This is a genomic window from Arthrobacter sp. efr-133-R2A-63 (genome assembly GCF_030209795.1).
GTDB lineage: Bacteria > Actinomycetota > Actinomycetes > Actinomycetales > Micrococcaceae > Arthrobacter > Arthrobacter bambusae_A.
Genome location: NZ_JARVRG010000024.1, coordinates 26,448 through 42,104, shown reverse-complemented (window position 1 = coordinate 42,104; position 15,657 = coordinate 26,448). Strand labels below are relative to the sequence as shown.

Sequence of the window (15,657 nt, the reverse complement as noted above, 5' to 3'; positions counted from 1 at the left end):
TCTTGGGGAGGACTTTACGGTGTCTTAGATGTCGGTCCAGTCGAGGACAACCTTGCCCCCGGTGCCGGCGCGGGCGATTTCAAAGCCCTTTTCCCAGTCGGTGGCGGACAGCTTGTCCGTGACGACGGCGGAAATGCGGCTGTGCAGTTCGGGGTTGGAGGACAGCATGGCGCTCATGGCGTACCACGTTTCGTACATTTCGCGGCCGTAGATGCCCTTCAGGGTCAGCATGTGGGTGACCACTTTGCCCCAGTCGATGTCGATCGACTGGCTGGGCAAGCCAAGCATGGCGATGCGTCCGCCGTGGTTCATGTTGTTGATCATCTCAGGCAGGGCCGTGGGATGCCCGGACATTTCCAGGCCGATGTCGAACCCCTCGCGCATGCCGAGCTCGAGCTGGGCATCCTTGACGCGCATCTTCGACACGTCGACGGCGAGGTCCACGCCCATCTTCCGGGCGAGTTCAAGGCGGGGAGCGGACACGTCCGTGATGGCGATCTTGCGGGCACCGGCGTGGCGCGCGACGGCGATTGCCATGAGCCCGATGGGTCCGGCACCCGTGATGAGCACGTCCTCGCCGACGAGCGGGAAGCTCAGGGCGGTGTGGACGGCGTTGCCGAAGGGGTCGAAGATGGCGCCGAGCTCCGGGGTGATGGAGGGATCCTGGTGGACCCAGACATTGGTCTCCGGAATCACGACGTATTCGGCGAAAGCACCATCGCGCTGCACGCCCACGGACACCGTGTGGATGCACATCTGGCGGCGGCCCGCACGGCAATTGCGGCAGATGCCGCAGACCACGTGGCCTTCACCGGAGACGCGGTCACCGACCTTGACGTCGCGGACGTCCTCGCCCACGGAGACCACTTCGCCGTAGAACTCGTGACCGGCGATCAGGGGAGTCTCGATGATGCTCTGCGCCCAGGCATCCCAGGACTGGATGTGCAGGTCGGTTCCGCAGATGCCGGTGGTCATGACGCGGATCTTGACGTCGCTGGGACCTGCCTCCGGCTCAGGACGTTCGACGAGTTCGAAACCAGCGTGGGGACCGGACTTGTAGAGAGCCTTCATGGGTCTTCCTAACTCAAGGGATTGGGCCGTTTGTGTGCCGTTTCACTTCATTGAAGCCCCACGGACTGTTTAGCACAACTAGGTTTTTCTCAATCAACGATTTAGCATTTGCTAAATGGAAGTACATCAGCTCCAAATGCTCAGGGAACTAGGAGATCTCGGCAGTGTCAAGGCCGTGGCCGAGACGCTCATGGTCACTCCCTCGGCCGTCTCCCAGCAGCTCGCCCTCCTGCAGAAGTCGGTGGACGTGCCCCTGACCCGCAAGGAAGGCCGCGCCCTGGTGCTCACCGACGCCGGCCGGGTCCTCGCCGACGCCGGAGCCGCCGTCGTGAATGCGCTCGCGGACGCCCAGGCCGCCATCGGCGCCTACCACGACTCGCCTGGTTCGACCGTGACCGTGAGCGCCTTCCACAGTGCGGGGCAGGCTTTGTTCGCTCCGCTCGCGGCATTGCTGACCACCGCCCGCAACGCGGCCCCTGAAAACAGCGTTCCCCGCGTGAAGCTCGCCGACGAAGACGTTGCCCAGGAAGACTTTCCCGGCCTGGCCGCGCGCTATGATCTGGTGCTGGCGCACCGGATGGAGCACAGCCCCGAGTGGCCCACCGACAAAGTAGCCGTGATTCCGCTCGCGGACGAACCGCTCGACGTCGCGCTGCCTGCCGGGCACCCGCTCGCGGCGCGCCGCGAACTCAGGCCGGCCGACGTCGTCGGGCAGCCCTGGGTGACCAGCCGCGACGGTTACTCCCCCGCCGACGTGCTGGCCGCCGTCGTCGCCGTCAGCGGGCGTCCTGCCGATGTGCTGCACCGCATCAACGACTATTCCACCGTGGCCTCGCTCGTGGCCGACGGCGGCGCGATAGGTTTGCTCCCGCGGTTCACCGCCCAGCGCGTCCTGGACGCCGGCGTGGTGCTGCGTCCACTGGCGGGGGTGAATTCCGTGCGCAAGATCGACATCCTGGCGAGGCCGGAAACCCTGAAACGGAAATCGGTCATGACGGTGTGCGAAGCACTGCAGACCGTCATGACCGAACTCGCCGGGGGCACCTCACAACCCAACTGACTCGCATTTAATGTCGTTATGGGCCCTCAAAACGACAACAAATGCGAGCCAGTTGGGCGCGGCCTCTAGAGTTCCCGGACCCGGGCCTGCTGGCCTGCGTTGAAGTACTCCACGAGTTCTTCGGGCAACGCCGGAACCTGCTTCGAACAACCGTCACCACGGAGGGACTCGGTGGCGAGCACTCCCGCGGCCACGGCCTCCCGGGCTGCGATCGGCGAGGTCGCGGTGGCTCCCCCGTCCTTGGCGAAACGCAGGAACTCGGCGATGAGCAAGGGGTCCGCGCCGCCATGGCCGCCTTCTCCCTCGCGGACCTCGACCCTCTGGTCGGGCTCGGCGAAACCGCTTGTGCGCGTGGTCCATACATGGATCTGGTCGCCGGCGCCGTCACCGAAGTTCTCCATCCTGCCTTTGGTGCCGATCACCATGTAGTTCCGCCAATAGTCCGGGGTGAAGTGGCACTGCTGGTACGAGGCGAGCACACCGTTGTCCAGGACCATGTTCATCATCGAGATGTCCTCGACGTCAATCGTCTCGGCGAGATCCGTCTGTTCGGTGGGAGGCCAGTTGTCAACCGAGAACCAATCCCCCATCCGGCGCCCCGTGTTGTCGCGACGGGACGCGACGTCCCCGTAGACGGCCAGATCGCCGATCGCCTGCACCGTGGTGCTGTATCCCCCGGCGAGCCAGTGGATGATGTCAATGTCGTGCGCGCCCTTTTGCAACAGCAGCCCTGTGGTGTTGGCACGCTGGGCATGCCAATCCTTGAAATAGTAGTCCCCGCCGTTCCCCACGAAGTGCCTGCACCAGACTGCCTTGACGTCACCGATGGTCCCGGCCTGGATGATCTCTCGCATCTGTACCACCACCGGCATGTGCCGCATGTTGTGGCCCACGTAGAGCCGCGTTCCGGTGTCGAAGGCTGTCTGGAGGATGAGGTCGGCCGCTTCGAGCGTGACGTCGAGCGGTTTTTCGCAGAAGGTGGGGATGCCCGCTTTGAGCGTCCGGACGGCGACGGCGGCGTGCTGGTTGTCCGGGGTCAGGACCAGGACCGCGTCCAGGTCGGAGGCCAACAAAACGTCCAAATCGTCGGTGATGACCGCCGTCGGGATCTTCTCGGCCGCATCGGCCCTGCCGCGCTCGCCCAGGTCGCACACGACCGTGACTTCCGAACCGTGGCCAGGTTTATGCGCGTGGCGCCACAGTGACGACCGCAAGCCGAATCCGACGATGCCTACTTTGAGGTCCATAAATACTTTCCTAACTCGATAAGTTGATGCACTGGCGTGTTTGAGCCACGCGCTGCGCGATTCCCTGGTTGACCAGCTCGCGAGCCCTCCGGTAATGAAGGGGGTCGTGGCTGAAGCTGTCCATGGCGAGGCTTCCGCCCGAGCCGTCCGTATCGATGAGCGCCAGCGCCTCCTCGCGACCGGCCAGCTGGGCCAGGAGCGAGAGTGCCCGGTGGTCCCACATGGCCTGGGCGAACACCTTGTAACGGATCGATTCCCACGGCACCCCGTCCGGTCCCGGGTAGACCATGAAGGCATCGCCGCCCGGAAAGGCTCCCCCGGCACAGGTGTCCTTGAACGGGTCCACGGGCGCCAGGGAATGAGCCGTGTTGTAGAAGTTGAATCCCCAATGCAGGAATCCCGCACATTCCAGGGCGAAGAGCTGGTGGCCCAACACCCGGTTTCGCACTGAAGGCATGGAAATGAACCGGTTGGCAACGCCGGTATCCTGGGCGACGCAGTAATAGACCCACAGATTCTTCACCCCGGCCGCCAGGAACGGCGCCACGGCGTCGGTTGCCACCACCGGATTCGGCACGGCCCCGCTGCTGTAGAACTCGAAGTCGCTCAAGGCGTCAACCACCGTCAGCCCGTCCAGGAGATCCGCGACGATGGCCTTTGCCTGTTGGTATCCCGCCAGGGCCTCGGCGCCCTCCGGTTCATCGGAAAGGTGGAAAATGACCCGATCAAGCGACCAATGCTCTGCCAGGAACGAACGCAGGGCCGGCAGCAACTCGGCCATGAGCTCCCGGTATGAAGCAGCCGATGCCGGAACGTCCCAGCCGAAGCGCCGCTCGAGTCCCTGGGCAGTCTCTACGTAGATCGCCGGGGTCGCCTTGGCCCCCCATTGGGTGAACAAATGGGCGATTTCCAAGTACTCTATGCCGTGTTCGGCACACAGGCCCACCCAGCGCAGCAGCTTGCTGAAATCAAAGTGGTAGCCGGAATCTTCGCGAATCCCGATCAGCTGGGTGGGCAGCCTCGTTCCCCCGACTGCTGTGTCGAGCGGAGGGGTCCATGTGGGCGTCAGGAGCGAGTTGGCGCCCATCCTTGCCGCGGATCCTATGAAGGCATCGATGATCGACCAATGCTCCTCGCCGAAGACCCCGACGCCGTAGTGGCTCGCCAAGCCGTCGCAATGGAACCAGTGGGCGTTCACGATTTCCAGTTCCGGGGCCTGCGCGGGCATCACGGTGACGCAGATGTGGGTGCTGAAGAGCGTGTTGCCTTCGGCGTCCCGCACGGAGATCCCGAGTCCGTGTTCGCCGGCGTTCTGGGCGGATGGCACCACGAAGTCGATCCATGCAGCCGTCCATTGCCCGTAGAGGGGCCTGATCAACCCATCCGGGGCTGGCCGCAAAAGGTCTGGATACAGTCCGGGGTCGTCCCGGTCGTAGCCGCCGTCATGCTGCGGGAATGCCGCCAAGGAACACGGCACCAGCTCAACCTGCGAAATGGTGGCGAACCCTGCCAACGGACCATCGATTGCAACTTCCAACGCCCCCGCCAGCCGAAATCCGTGCTTCATCGGCGGCCTGAGGGCCACTTGGACCGACACTGTCTCGCCGGGGAAAACGGACACCGGGATGGTCCTGTCGAACGGCCGTGGTGGAGCGTCCGGGTAGACCTTTTCCAAGGAGTCCGCGAGTACGAACGACCAGCCGTCCTCCGCGTCCGGGTTCTGTTCCGTCAAGGGCTGCGATCCTTTCCTGCGTGGGTCTTTGCGCGGGGTCTTTACTTGAGTCCGGAGCGGCCGATGCCCGCCATGACACGCTTCTGCATGAGCAGGAACATGATCAGGATCGGGGCCATGGCCATGAGCGATGCCGCCATGAGGATCGGGTAATTGTTGGCGTGCTCACCCTGGAGGTTCGAAAGCCCGACGCTCAACGGTGCGGCGTTCGCCGTCGACGTCACCACCAAAGGCCACAAGAGGTCATTCCAGGACCACAGCACGGTAATGATGACGAGGGCCCACAGACCGTTTGCTGCCAAAGGCAGCATGACCCGGAAGAAGATCTGGAACGGATTGGCGCCGTCGAGCCGTGCCGCGTCTTCGAGTTCGTCCGGGAGGCCCATGAAGAACTGACGCATCAGGAACAGTCCGAAGGCGCTGAAGATGCCCGGAGCCACGATGCCGGCGATGCTGTTCAGCCAACCCAGGTTTTGGATGATCTGGTATTGCGGGATCAGGAACAACTGCGAGGGCACCATGATGATCGACAAGACGACGGCAAGGATGAGCCCTTTGAACCGGAACTGCATCCGCGCGAAGGCGTAGCCCGCCATGGAGCAGAGAAGCACCTGCCCGATCACGCGGATGACCGTGATTGCCACCGTCACCCAGAGCTGGGAACCGAAGTTCATGGACGTGAAGACATCCGCGAAGTTGTGCCACTGGACAACGCTGGGCCACAGCGTGGGCGGAGTGCTTTGGACTTCCGCGTTCGTCGAAAGCGACATGACGATCTGATAGAGGAGCGGCGAGATCATGGCCAATCCGCCAATGGCCAGTACGCAGTGCGCCAGGACGTTCGAGCCTTGCTTGCCGCCCTTGGCGCCCTTGGTGCCCCGGTTTTTGCCTGCCGGGCGCGGGGTACCTCTGCCCTTGGTGCTGCGGCTTTTGCCGTCCCGGCCCGTGGGTGCGCCTCCGGCTTGAGGCGGATCTGCAACCGGTCCGCTGCGTCGCGATTCGACGCCGCTTTGTGTTGAGAGCATCGATTCAGACATAGTTGACCCACCTCTTCTGGATACGGAATTGGAAAGCGGTCAGAAGAGCGATGATGACCAGGATCAGGATGCCGATGGCTGCCGCATAGCCCTTGTCGTTCTGCAGGAAGGCCTGGTTGTAGAAGATGTACACGAGGCTTTGCGTCTGCGGCATGGCCAGGTTCGCCTTCCCCATCATCACGTACAGCAGATCGAACAGCTGGAAGCCGCTGATCACAGTGACGATCGTGACGAAGAAGATGCTGGGCGTCAACAGCGGTACGGTGATGCTGAAGAATTGGCGGACCCGGCTGGCGCCATCCATCTCCGCGGCTTCGAAAAGCTCCCGCGGAATCTCGCGAAGTCCCGCGCTGATGATGATGAGGTTGAATCCCAGCGACATCCAAAGACCCACGGTAGCCACGGCGAGCAGCGCGAATCCCGGCGTCGATGTCCAATAAGGGCCTTGGATCCCGAACAAGCCCAGGAACCAGTTGATGGGTCCGAAGTCGCCGTTGTAGATCAGCCTCCACACGATCCCGACGGCGGCCGGCATGGTGATGTACGGAATGAAGTACAGCGTCCGGTACAGGGCCGCGAAGCGCAGGCCGGGACGCTCGATCAGGGACGCAAGGATGACCGCGATGGGAATCCCCAGCAGCACGACCACCGTATAGATCAGCGTATTGAGGATTGATTGCGGAATGGTGGAATCCGCGAACAACCGCACGTAGTTGTCCAGGCCGATGAACTTGGTTCCTCCGAAGACTCCCCACTTGGTGAAGCTGTAGTAGAACGTCTGGACGATCGGCCAAAGATAGAACACGCCGATTCCCGCAACGGTGGGCACCACGAACAACCACGGCCACCAGCCATCCGACTTGGATTTTCCATTGCGGCGGTCCCCCGCTGCTTGGGCGGCACGGACACTCCTGGATGCCGGCGTCAGGATCTGGGCTTTCATGATTCTTTGGCCAGCGCTGCGTTCATCTGGCTGGCAAGGTCCTTGGCGACGTCGGCAACCGGCTTGGTCCCGGCGAAGGCCTGCGGCAGCAAGGTGTTCTCGAGTTCGTTCCAGGCGGCCGTGTTGGCAGACGCCGGATAGGGCGAGGCATCCTTGGCGAGGTCGAGGAAGACGGTGAGGTCAACGGAGGGAACAGCCTTGACCCAGGCATCCTGGGTGCCGTTGAAGGCCGGGATGACGGTTCCGGTTTCCGCCTGGATCTTGGCCGCGTCCTGGGTTCCCAGGAAAGCGACGAACGCCTGCGCCGCAGCGGGATTCTTCGCATTGGCGGGAATCACGTTGGCAAGTCCGTGGATCACGCTCTGGTTGCTCTTCGGCCCCTTCGGGAGGCTGACAATGCCAAGATCGTCACCAAGAGCCTTTTGGGCCGGCCCGACGGTCCAGGAGCCGTCCATGGTCATCGCCAATTTCCTCGACGTGAACATGTCGCTTGAGGAGGTGTCCGTCAATTGCTGCATCGACGGCGATACGCCGGATTCGATCAGGTCGCGCCAGAACTGGAGGCCGGCGATTGATCCGGCGGAGTCGTATCCGGACTTCTTGCCGTCGGCCGAGATGATGGTCCCGCCGGCTTCGATCATCGTGTTGTAGTAGCTGGTCTGGCCGCCCGTGAGGTCGCCGGCGTATCCGTAGACGCCCTTGCCCTGGTAGAACTTGGACAGTTTGGCACCGGCGGATTTCACGTCATCCCAGGTCCAGCTGGATGTCGGCTCGGACACCCCGGCTTCCTTGAAGAGCGCCTTGTTGTAGAAGAGCGCGCTGGTATCGAAGTCCTTGGGGACCCCGTAGAAGGCCCCGTTCACCGTGTACAGGTCCACGAGCGCCTTCGGGTAATTGGCGGTATCCACTGCCTTGCCGGACACCAAGCCGTCCAGCGGCATCAGCTGGTTGTTTTGCGCGTAAAGCTTGATGTGCGGGCCATTCATCCAGAAGACGTCCGGCAGGGTGTTGCTGCTTGCCTGGGTCTGGATCTTCGTCCAGTAGGCAGAACCCTTCGACGGCGTGACGTCGATGGTGACCAAGATGTTCGGGTATTGCTTGTTGAATTCGGTCACGATTTTCTGCATCGCGGGCTTTTGCGCCGCGTCCCAGATGGCGTAGCTCAGCTCCGCGCTCAGGTCCTTCGCGGGAGCAGCGTAGGCGGCCTTGGCTGCGCTACCCCCGGCGGCACTGTTCCCGCCGCAGGCGGCGAGCGAAACGACGGCGGCACCGGCAGCCGCAAAGGAAAGGAATGACCTGCGGGTCACGTTGTGGTTCATAAGAATTCTCCGATGTCTTGGTCAGAAGACCGACGGTCCTTCGGGGGCGGGCCCGCATTCGGCGAACAGCCAACCCAACTGGTGTTGTGCAGTCGATCACATCATGTTAATCGTTTAAAGGCAAGATTCTGAATGATCTTTCCTTAACTTTTTCGGGTAGAAAACGTCATCAAAGTGCAAAAGGATGGATCGCCTGATCATCGGGCACGCGCCTAGACAAACCGCGGGGATGGCACCGGGTCGGCACCGGGGGCTCCGGGTTCTCGCACCGGGCGCCCCGGATTTCACGCAGAGGGCGCTGAGTCCCTCACGATGAGCTTCCACGGGAATTCGAGGATGCGCGCGGGTCCATCGGGATTCTCTGCACGGTCGAGCAGGAATGCGGCCAGGCCATCGAAAAAGCCCTCAGGACCAACGGTGGTCAACGACGGCGTCATGCGCTCGCCTTCGGTGGTGTTGCCGATACCGATCACTTCGACGTCTTCTGGAATGCGGAGTTGCAGCCGTTGGGCCGCATGGATGGCGGCTATTGCCGCGAAGTCCGTGGTCGCATAGATCGCGGTCGGACGGTCCGCCCGCTGAAGGAGCCGCAACGCCGCATCGAACGCGCTGAGTCCGTCGCGGTCGTACGCCTCGACGTAGTCGTCCCGGTACTCCAAACCGGCTTTGGCAAGGCCGCGCGTGTAGGCGCCCAGGCGGATGTCGAGGGTGCTCATCGAAGGTGCCGAGGAGATCAGGCAAGCCACGCGGCGATGCCGGGCGGTGAGGTGCTCCACTGCCAGATCGCACGACGAACCCACCACCGGCCGCACGACGTCGAATCCCTCAGGTTCCATGGTGTCGCTGAAAACCACCAGGCGCTGCAATCTTGCCGCCTGCGCCAGCAGTTCGACATCACCGGGCTCGTCGGCGCCATCGATGAACGTCACGTCCGCGTTTTGCCGTTTGAGGGCCACCCGCCAGTCGGTATCGGCCAGGATCATCGGCGTAATGCCGTGCCGGGCCGCGGCCGTACCAACAGCGCGGCTTACGTCCAAGGCCCACGGATCCGAGATCATGGTGAGCGACAACATGAGCAGGTTCGTTCGGCCGGTGCGGATCGCCCTTGCCGATTGGTTGGGGCGATATCCGAGGGCGAGGGCAGCCTCTTGAACCCGCAGCACCGTAGCTGGCGCCACCCCGGAACCGCTCCTGCTGCCGTCCTTGCCGCTCCTGCCTGAAAGCACATAGGACACGGTCGCCGTCGAGACCCCCGCTGCAGCCGCCACGGACTTGATCGTGGGGCGCATTCGTCTCCTTCGTGGCTAAGCCGCCGGACCTCGGGCGTGGTCCGGCGGTAGTAGCATCATAGCCAGACGAACGGGTGCGGGTTCAGGAGGCGCGGGTTCAGGAAGAGACGGTGCCGTAACCGAGCCGTCGGCCGCCATTGTTGGACGCAGCGGGCAAAGTACCCCCGACAATGCGGGTGGCCGTGACAGTGGTGCCGCTCTTCGTGCCGGAGACTGCGACGGTGTCGCCCGCCTTCAGGTCCGTGGCCTTGATGGTTTGGGGCGATGGCCTCTTGCCTTGCGTGCCGGTTCCGGAGGCGGGGAGCTTGACGATGGTGGTCGACGTTGTGATCGCGAAGCTCTGCGTGAAGCCATCATCGCTCTTCACGGAAATGCTCGTATCGCTGACGGACTGCACTGTACCCCGCTGTGTCACGAGCGTCGTGTAGCTGCCGTCCTTGTTCTTGACCGTGAACTCACCGTGGATCCCCGGTCCTGCGACGCCGCGGGGAAGGACGGGGAACGGCCGGACCTTGCCGGGCGACGGTGCGGCGGGCGACGTAGCCCCGGGCGACGGGGTGGCAGGCGAAGCCGTGCTGGTCGGCGTCGCGCTCACGACGTACTCGGGGATGATCTGGCCGGCAGCCCAGACTGCGGCCACACCACCGCCGCCCAGGACGACGACGATTCCGCCGGCGATGAGGGCCCTGCGAACCCCCGGAGTCATGGTGGACATAGCCGAATCCTTTCTCCGCTCCTCCCCGGTCCGGTAAAGGGGCGGGCAGCAAAGAACTGATGACTCCATGATGAGCCTTGAAGCTGTGTGAGGGCTGTGGATCCTCACCAACTAGTCCCCACCGCCTCCCTAACCTCGCTTCGCTCGGCCAGGGAACCCGTGCGGCGTGGGCCCCGCAGTTGTTGTCGTTTTGACGGCTCAAAACGACAACAACTGCGACCCGGTTGAGCGAGCCGGGGTGGTCAGCCTTCGACGCCGAGGCGCTCCAGGATCAGCTCGCGCACACGGCCGGCGTCGGCCTGCCCGCGGGTGGCCTTCATGACTCCGCCGACGATCGCACCGATGGCCTGAAGCTTGCCGCCGCGGATCTTCTCCGCGACGTCGGGCTGGGCTGCCAGTGCGGCGTCGATCGCTTCCAGGAGGGGGCCGTCGTCGGACACGACGGCGAGGCCGCGCTTCTCGACGATCTCGGCCGGAGTGCCCTCGCCCGCGAGGACGCCGTCGAGCACCTGGGCAGCCATCTTGTTGTTGATCTTGCCGCCCTCCACGAGCTTGTTGAGCTCCACGATGGTTTCCGGCGTGACGCCGAGTTCGGAGGGGTCGACGTCGGCCGTCTTGGCGCGTCCCACGATCTCGCCCATCCACCATTTGCGGGCCACGGAGGCGCTGGCACCGGCGGCGATGGTTTCCTCGATGGAGTCCATGACACCGGCGTTCACGACGTCGCGGAACTCGAGGTCCGAATAGCCCCAGTCGGCCTGGAGCCGCTTGCGGCGGGCCGCGGGCGGTTCGGGCAGCGTGGCGCGGAGTTCCTCGACCCATTCACGGGACGCGAGGACCGGAACGAGGTCCGGCTCCGGGAAGTAGCGGTAGTCGTCGGCGTCGGACTTGGCCCGGCCCGACGTCGTCGTGCGCGTGTCCTCGTGCCAGTGGCGCGTCTCCTGGATGACCGGCTCGCCGGAGTCCAGGACGGCGGCGTGGCGCTGGATTTCGTAACGGACGGCGTGCTCGACGGCGCGCAGCGAGTTCACGTTCTTCGTCTCCGAACGGATGCCGAAACGTTCGCGGCCGTGCGGGCGCAGCGAGACGTTGGCATCGCAACGGACGTTGCCGCGTTCCATCTTGGCGTCGGAAACACCGAGGTTCTTGACGATTTCGCGCACCGCGGCAACGTAGGCCTTGGCGAGCTCGGGTGCGCGGCTGCCGGCGCCCTCGATCGGCTTGGTGACGATTTCGACCAACGGAACACCGGAACGGTTGTAGTCCACCAGCGAGTAATCGGCACCCTGGATGCGGCCCGTGGCGCCACCCATGTGGGTCAGCTTGCCGGCGTCCTCTTCCATGTGTGCGCGCTCGATCTCGACGCGGAACACTGTACCGTCCGAGAGTTCGATGTCCAGGTAGCCGTCGTACGCGATGGGCTCGTCGTACTGGGACGTCTGGAAGTTCTTCGGGGTGTCCGGGTAGAAGTAGTTCTTCCGGGCGAAGCGGCAGTACTCGGCGATCTTGCAGTTCAGGGCAAGGCCGATCTTGATGGAGGATTCCACTGCGGTCTTGTTCACCACGGGCAGGACGCCGGGCATGCCGAGGTCCACCTCGTTGACGTTGGTGTTCGGCTCGTCGCCGAAGACGTTCGGGGCGGAGGAGAACATCTTGGTCTTGGTGTTGAGCTCCACGTGGACCTCGAAGCCAAGGACGGGATCGTACTTCTCCATGGCCTCTTCGAAGCTGAGGATGGCGTCGGTAGACATCAGTTGGAACCTCCGGCGATGGTGGAGCTGGAACCGAGAACGGGTGCCTTCGCGAGCAGCGGGCCGCCCCATTTCTCTTCGAGCAAGGATTCAAGGACAGCGCCCACGCGGTACAGGCGGGCGTCCTCGCGGGCAGGCGCCAGGAGCTGGATACCCACGGGCAAGCCGTCTTCGTCGGCCAGGCCGCCCGGCAGGGACAAACCCGGGATACCGGCCATGTTCGCGGGGATGGTGGCGACGTCGTTGAGGTACATTGCCAGCGGGTCGTCCAGCTTCTCCCCCAGCTTGAAGGCTGTGGTAGGGGCCGTCGGCGATATCAGGACATCGGCCTGCGCAAACGCGGCGTCGAAGTCACGCTGGATCAGCGTGCGGACCTTCTGCGCGGAACCATAGTAGGCGTCGTAGTAGCCGGCGCTCAGGGCGTAGGTGCCCAGGATGATGCGGCGCTTGACCTCATCGCCGAAACCGGCGGCGCGGGTGGCGGCCATGACGCGTTCGATCGTCATGGGACCGTCCTCGGGCAGGACACGCAAGCCGTAGCGCACGCCGTCGAACTTGGCCAGGTTGCTGGAAACCTCGGACGGCATGATCAGGTAGTAGGCGCCCAGCGCGTACTTGAAGTTGGGGCAGGAAACCTCGACGATTTCCGCGCCGGCCTCCTTGAGCAGCTCAAGGGACTCGTTGAACCGGTTCTCGACGCCGGCCTGGTAGCCCTCGCCGTGGAGTTCCTTGATGATGCCGATCTTCATGCCCGTGACGTTGCCCGTCTTGGCTGCGGCAACGAGGGTGTCGAAGGGGTCCGTCAGCGAAGTGGAGTCGAAGGGGTCGTGGCCGCCGATGACTTCCTGCAGGAGTGCCGAGTCCAGCACGGTCCGCGAAACCGGGCCGATCTGGTCCAGCGAAGATGCCATGGCAATGGCGCCATAGCGGGATACCGCACCGTAGGTGGGCTTCATGCCGACCGTGCCGGTGACAGCGCCGGGCTGGCGGATGGATCCGCCGGTGTCCGTGCCGAGGGCCAGCGGAGCTTCGAAAGCCGCGACGGCGGCCGCGGAGCCACCGCCCGAGCCGCCGGGAATGCGGTCCAGGTCCCACGGGTTGCGGGTGGGGCCGTACGCCGAGTGTTCCGTGGAGGAACCCATGGCGAATTCGTCCAGGTTGGTCTTGCCAAGGATGGGCATCTTCGCTGCGCGCAGCTTCTTGATGACGGTGGCGTCGTAGGGGCTGTGCCAGCCCTCGAGGATCTTGGAGCCGGCCGTGGTGGGCTGGCCGATCGTGACGATAAGGTCCTTGACGGCGATGGGTACGCCGGCGAGCTCGTGCAGCGCTTCGGCTTCGGCACCGCCGGCGGCGCGGATCGCGTCCACCTCGGCGGCGACGGCGAGCGCCTCTTCGGCGTTGACGTGCAGGAATGCGTTGACTTGCCCGTCAACGTCGGCAATCCGGTCCAGGTACGCCTGGGTGACCTCGACGGACGTGACCTCGCGCGCGGCCAGCTTGGCGGCCAACTGTGCTGCGGACAGGCGGATGAGTTCGGAGTTGTTCAATTCAGTCATTCGCTTAGTCCTCATCCAGGATTGCCGGAACCTTGAAGCGGCCCTCGAAGGAATCCGGGGCCCCGGACAACGCCTGCTCGGCGGTGAACGTGTGGCCCACGACGTCCTCACGGAACACGTTGCTCAACGGAATCGGGTGGGACGTGGCCGGGACATCGTCCCCGGCGGCTTCGCTCACGGACTTCACCGAATCCACGATGACGGCAAGTTCGCCGGCCATCCTGTCCAGCTCTTCGGCACTCATTTCAATGTGAGCCAGACGCGCAAGATGCGCGACGTCGTCACGGTTGATCGCAGCCATGGATCTCCCCTGCAAAGTTCAATTGGTTTTCCGGACTAGTCTACGTGGCTTGGACGACGAACAACGCGGGGTCACTTACGGCCCATCCGGGGGTCCCGAATGGGCCGTAAGTGACCCCGCGTTGCGTGGTTGCGTTGCTAGCCGATGCCGATGGCTCCGGTCAGCATGCCCACCGCGAGCATGACGACGGAGATGACCGCCGTGCGCCACAGGACCTTCTTGTGGTGGTCTCCCAGTTCCACCTTCGCCAGGGACACCAGCAGCAGGATCGCGGGGACCAACGGGCTCTGGAGGTGGAACGGCTGGCCGGTGATGGAGGCACGGGCCATTTCCGCGCCGCTGATGCCGTAGTGCGCGGCGGTTTCGCTCAGGACAGGCAGGACGCCGAAGTAGAAGGCGTCGTTGCTCATGAAGAACGTCATCGGGATGCTGAGCAGGCCAGTGATGACGGCCATGAACGGACCCATCTCGGCCGGGATGATGTGGACCAGCCACGCCGACATTTCCTTGACCATGCCGGTGCCGTTGAGGACACCCGTGAGGACGGCCGCCGCCATGACCATGCTGACCACGGCCACGATGGACGGCGCGTGGGCCACCAGCTGCGCACCCTGTTCCTTGACCTTCGGGAAGTTCACCAGCAGGGCGATCGCGGAACCCACCATGAAGACGTACGGCAGCGGCACCAGGTTGGCCACGAGCATGACCATCACCGCGACCGTGAGTCCGAGGTTGAACCAGAAGAGCTTCGGGCGCAGGGTCTTGCGGTGGGGGTCGAGTGCGGTGGCGGTCAAACCCGCGTCGGCGAGGTCAACCAAGGTTTCGGTGCGTTCGAGGACCACGACGTCGGAGCTGCCGCCGGAGCCCGAGCCGCCGGAGCCCGAGCTGCCGGTGCCCGAGCCGCCGCGGCGGGTGCCGCCGTCGAACACGTCACCGGCGTCGGCGACGTCACCCCAGATCCCGGGGGCCGTGGCGCGGAGGCGGTTGCGTTCCTGCAGGCCCAAGAGCCAGGAGAACACGAAGACGACGACGAGGCCGGCGATGAGGGACGGCACCATGGGAACAAACACGTCGTTGACGTCGACCTTGAGTGCGGTGGCGGCACGGGCCGTGGGACCACCCCACGGCAGGATGTTCATGGTTCCGTTGGCCAGGCCGGCCACGCAGGTCAGGACCACGGGGCTCATCTTCAAGCGCAGGTACACGGGCAGCATCGCAGCGGTGGTGAGGATGAAGGTGGTGGAGCCGTCGCCATCGAGTGATACTGCGGCGGCGAGGATGGCGGTGCCCAGGACCACTTTTGCGGGGTCGTTGCCAAGCTTGCGGAGGATGAACCTCACCAACGGGTCGAACAGCCCGACGTCGATCATGAGTCCGAAGTACACGATCGCGAACATCAGCAGGGCGGCCGTGGACGTCATGGACTTCATCGAGTCCATCACCATGCTTCCGATGCCGAGGCCGGCACCGGCAAACAGGCCGAAGATGGTGGGAACGATGATCAGCGCCAGAACGGGCGTCAACTTCTTTGTCATGATCAGGACCATGAACACCGCAATCATTGCGAATCCAAGCAATACCAGCACAGCCGGCTCCTTACTACAGTGAACGGCATCACGTCGATGTGATGCGCGAT

13 protein-coding genes are annotated in these 15,657 nt (G+C 64.1%); 1 reads left to right on the top strand and 12 read right to left on the bottom strand.

What is annotated here, in order from left to right:
- Positions 1-24: 24 nt before the first annotated feature.
- Positions 25-1,071, bottom strand: a complete 1,047-nt coding sequence (tdh, locus tag QRN45_RS12795; protein ID WP_078105812.1) for an L-threonine 3-dehydrogenase — start codon at positions 1,069-1,071, stop codon at positions 25-27.
- A gap of 115 nt (positions 1,072-1,186) precedes the next feature.
- Between tdh and QRN45_RS12790 the strand changes: the two genes are divergently transcribed.
- Complete coding sequence (locus tag QRN45_RS12790; protein WP_264637601.1) at positions 1,187-2,131, top strand: LysR family transcriptional regulator; 945 nt, start codon at positions 1,187-1,189, stop codon at positions 2,129-2,131.
- A gap of 65 nt (positions 2,132-2,196) precedes the next feature.
- On the opposite strand, the gene QRN45_RS12785 is transcribed toward QRN45_RS12790, so the two are convergent.
- The 11 genes from QRN45_RS12785 to QRN45_RS12735 all read right to left on the bottom strand — a co-directional run bounded on the left by QRN45_RS12785 (position 2,197) and on the right by QRN45_RS12735 (position 15,607).
- Positions 2,197-3,378 carry a Gfo/Idh/MocA family protein gene (locus tag QRN45_RS12785; protein WP_284763606.1) on the bottom strand — a complete coding sequence of 394 codons (1,182 nt, stop codon included), beginning with the start codon at positions 3,376-3,378 and terminating at the stop codon, positions 2,197-2,199.
- 10 nt (positions 3,379-3,388) lie between these two features.
- Entirely contained in the window at positions 3,389-5,110 is a 1,722-nt protein-coding gene (locus QRN45_RS12780) for a DUF4091 domain-containing protein (RefSeq protein ID WP_284763605.1), read from the bottom strand.
- A gap of 41 nt (positions 5,111-5,151) precedes the next feature.
- Complete coding sequence (locus QRN45_RS12775) at positions 5,152-6,147, bottom strand: carbohydrate ABC transporter permease (protein ID WP_241707918.1); 996 nt, start codon at positions 6,145-6,147, stop codon at positions 5,152-5,154.
- Positions 6,140-7,090: a carbohydrate ABC transporter permease gene (locus QRN45_RS12770; protein WP_284763604.1), complete on the bottom strand. Its 951-nt coding sequence runs from the start codon at positions 7,088-7,090 to the stop codon at positions 6,140-6,142. Before QRN45_RS12770 ends, QRN45_RS12775 begins: the two co-directional genes overlap by 8 nt.
- Positions 7,087-8,409 (bottom strand): extracellular solute-binding protein, encoded by a 1,323-nt coding sequence (locus QRN45_RS12765; RefSeq protein ID WP_264637597.1) that lies wholly within the window; start codon positions 8,407-8,409, stop codon positions 7,087-7,089. Before QRN45_RS12765 ends, QRN45_RS12770 begins: the two co-directional genes overlap by 4 nt.
- A 284-nt stretch (positions 8,410-8,693) precedes the next feature.
- Positions 8,694-9,698 (bottom strand): LacI family DNA-binding transcriptional regulator, encoded by a 1,005-nt coding sequence (locus QRN45_RS12760; RefSeq protein ID WP_078105818.1) that lies wholly within the window; start codon positions 9,696-9,698, stop codon positions 8,694-8,696.
- 97 nt (positions 9,699-9,795) lie between these two features.
- Positions 9,796-10,413: a hypothetical protein gene (locus QRN45_RS12755; RefSeq protein WP_284763603.1), complete on the bottom strand. Its 618-nt coding sequence runs from the start codon at positions 10,411-10,413 to the stop codon at positions 9,796-9,798.
- Between the two features lie 242 nt (positions 10,414-10,655).
- Positions 10,656-12,164: an Asp-tRNA(Asn)/Glu-tRNA(Gln) amidotransferase subunit GatB gene (gatB, locus tag QRN45_RS12750; protein WP_078105820.1), complete on the bottom strand. Its 1,509-nt coding sequence runs from the start codon at positions 12,162-12,164 to the stop codon at positions 10,656-10,658.
- Positions 12,164-13,720 carry an Asp-tRNA(Asn)/Glu-tRNA(Gln) amidotransferase subunit GatA gene (gatA, locus tag QRN45_RS12745; protein WP_241707922.1) on the bottom strand — a complete coding sequence of 519 codons (1,557 nt, stop codon included), beginning with the start codon at positions 13,718-13,720 and terminating at the stop codon, positions 12,164-12,166. The genes gatB and gatA overlap by 1 nt, the downstream gene beginning before the upstream one ends.
- 4 nt (positions 13,721-13,724) lie before the next feature.
- On the bottom strand, positions 13,725-14,021 hold the full coding sequence (gatC, locus tag QRN45_RS12740) for an Asp-tRNA(Asn)/Glu-tRNA(Gln) amidotransferase subunit GatC (RefSeq protein WP_078105822.1): 297 nt from the start codon (positions 14,019-14,021) through the stop codon (positions 13,725-13,727).
- Positions 14,022-14,158: 137 nt separating this feature from the next.
- Positions 14,159-15,607, bottom strand: coding sequence for a CitMHS family transporter (locus QRN45_RS12735; protein ID WP_284763600.1), 1,449 nt, complete (start codon positions 15,605-15,607; stop codon positions 14,159-14,161).
- Positions 15,608-15,657: the final 50 nt, after the last annotated feature.

Excerpts from the sequence above, each read along its gene's own strand:
- tdh (WP_078105812.1), bottom strand. The coding sequence starts at position 1,071 with ATGAAGGCTCTCTACAAGTCCGGTCCCCACGCTGGTTTCGAACTCGTC.
- QRN45_RS12790 (WP_264637601.1), top strand. The coding sequence starts at position 1,187 with ATGGAAGTACATCAGCTCCAAATGCTCAGGGAACTAGGAGATCTCGGC.
- QRN45_RS12785 (WP_284763606.1), bottom strand. The coding sequence starts at position 3,378 with ATGGACCTCAAAGTAGGCATCGTCGGATTCGGCTTGCGGTCGTCACTG.
- QRN45_RS12775 (WP_241707918.1), bottom strand. The coding sequence starts at position 6,147 with ATGTCTGAATCGATGCTCTCAACACAAAGCGGCGTCGAATCGCGACGC.
- QRN45_RS12770 (WP_284763604.1), bottom strand. The coding sequence starts at position 7,090 with ATGAAAGCCCAGATCCTGACGCCGGCATCCAGGAGTGTCCGTGCCGCC.
- QRN45_RS12765 (WP_264637597.1), bottom strand. The coding sequence starts at position 8,409 with ATGAACCACAACGTGACCCGCAGGTCATTCCTTTCCTTTGCGGCTGCC.
- QRN45_RS12760 (WP_078105818.1), bottom strand. The coding sequence starts at position 9,698 with ATGCGCCCCACGATCAAGTCCGTGGCGGCTGCAGCGGGGGTCTCGACG.
- QRN45_RS12755 (WP_284763603.1), bottom strand. The coding sequence starts at position 10,413 with ATGTCCACCATGACTCCGGGGGTTCGCAGGGCCCTCATCGCCGGCGGA.
- gatB (WP_078105820.1), bottom strand. The coding sequence starts at position 12,164 with ATGTCTACCGACGCCATCCTCAGCTTCGAAGAGGCCATGGAGAAGTAC.
- gatA (WP_241707922.1), bottom strand. The coding sequence starts at position 13,720 with ATGACTGAATTGAACAACTCCGAACTCATCCGCCTGTCCGCAGCACAG.
- gatC (WP_078105822.1), bottom strand. The coding sequence starts at position 14,021 with ATGGCTGCGATCAACCGTGACGACGTCGCGCATCTTGCGCGTCTGGCT.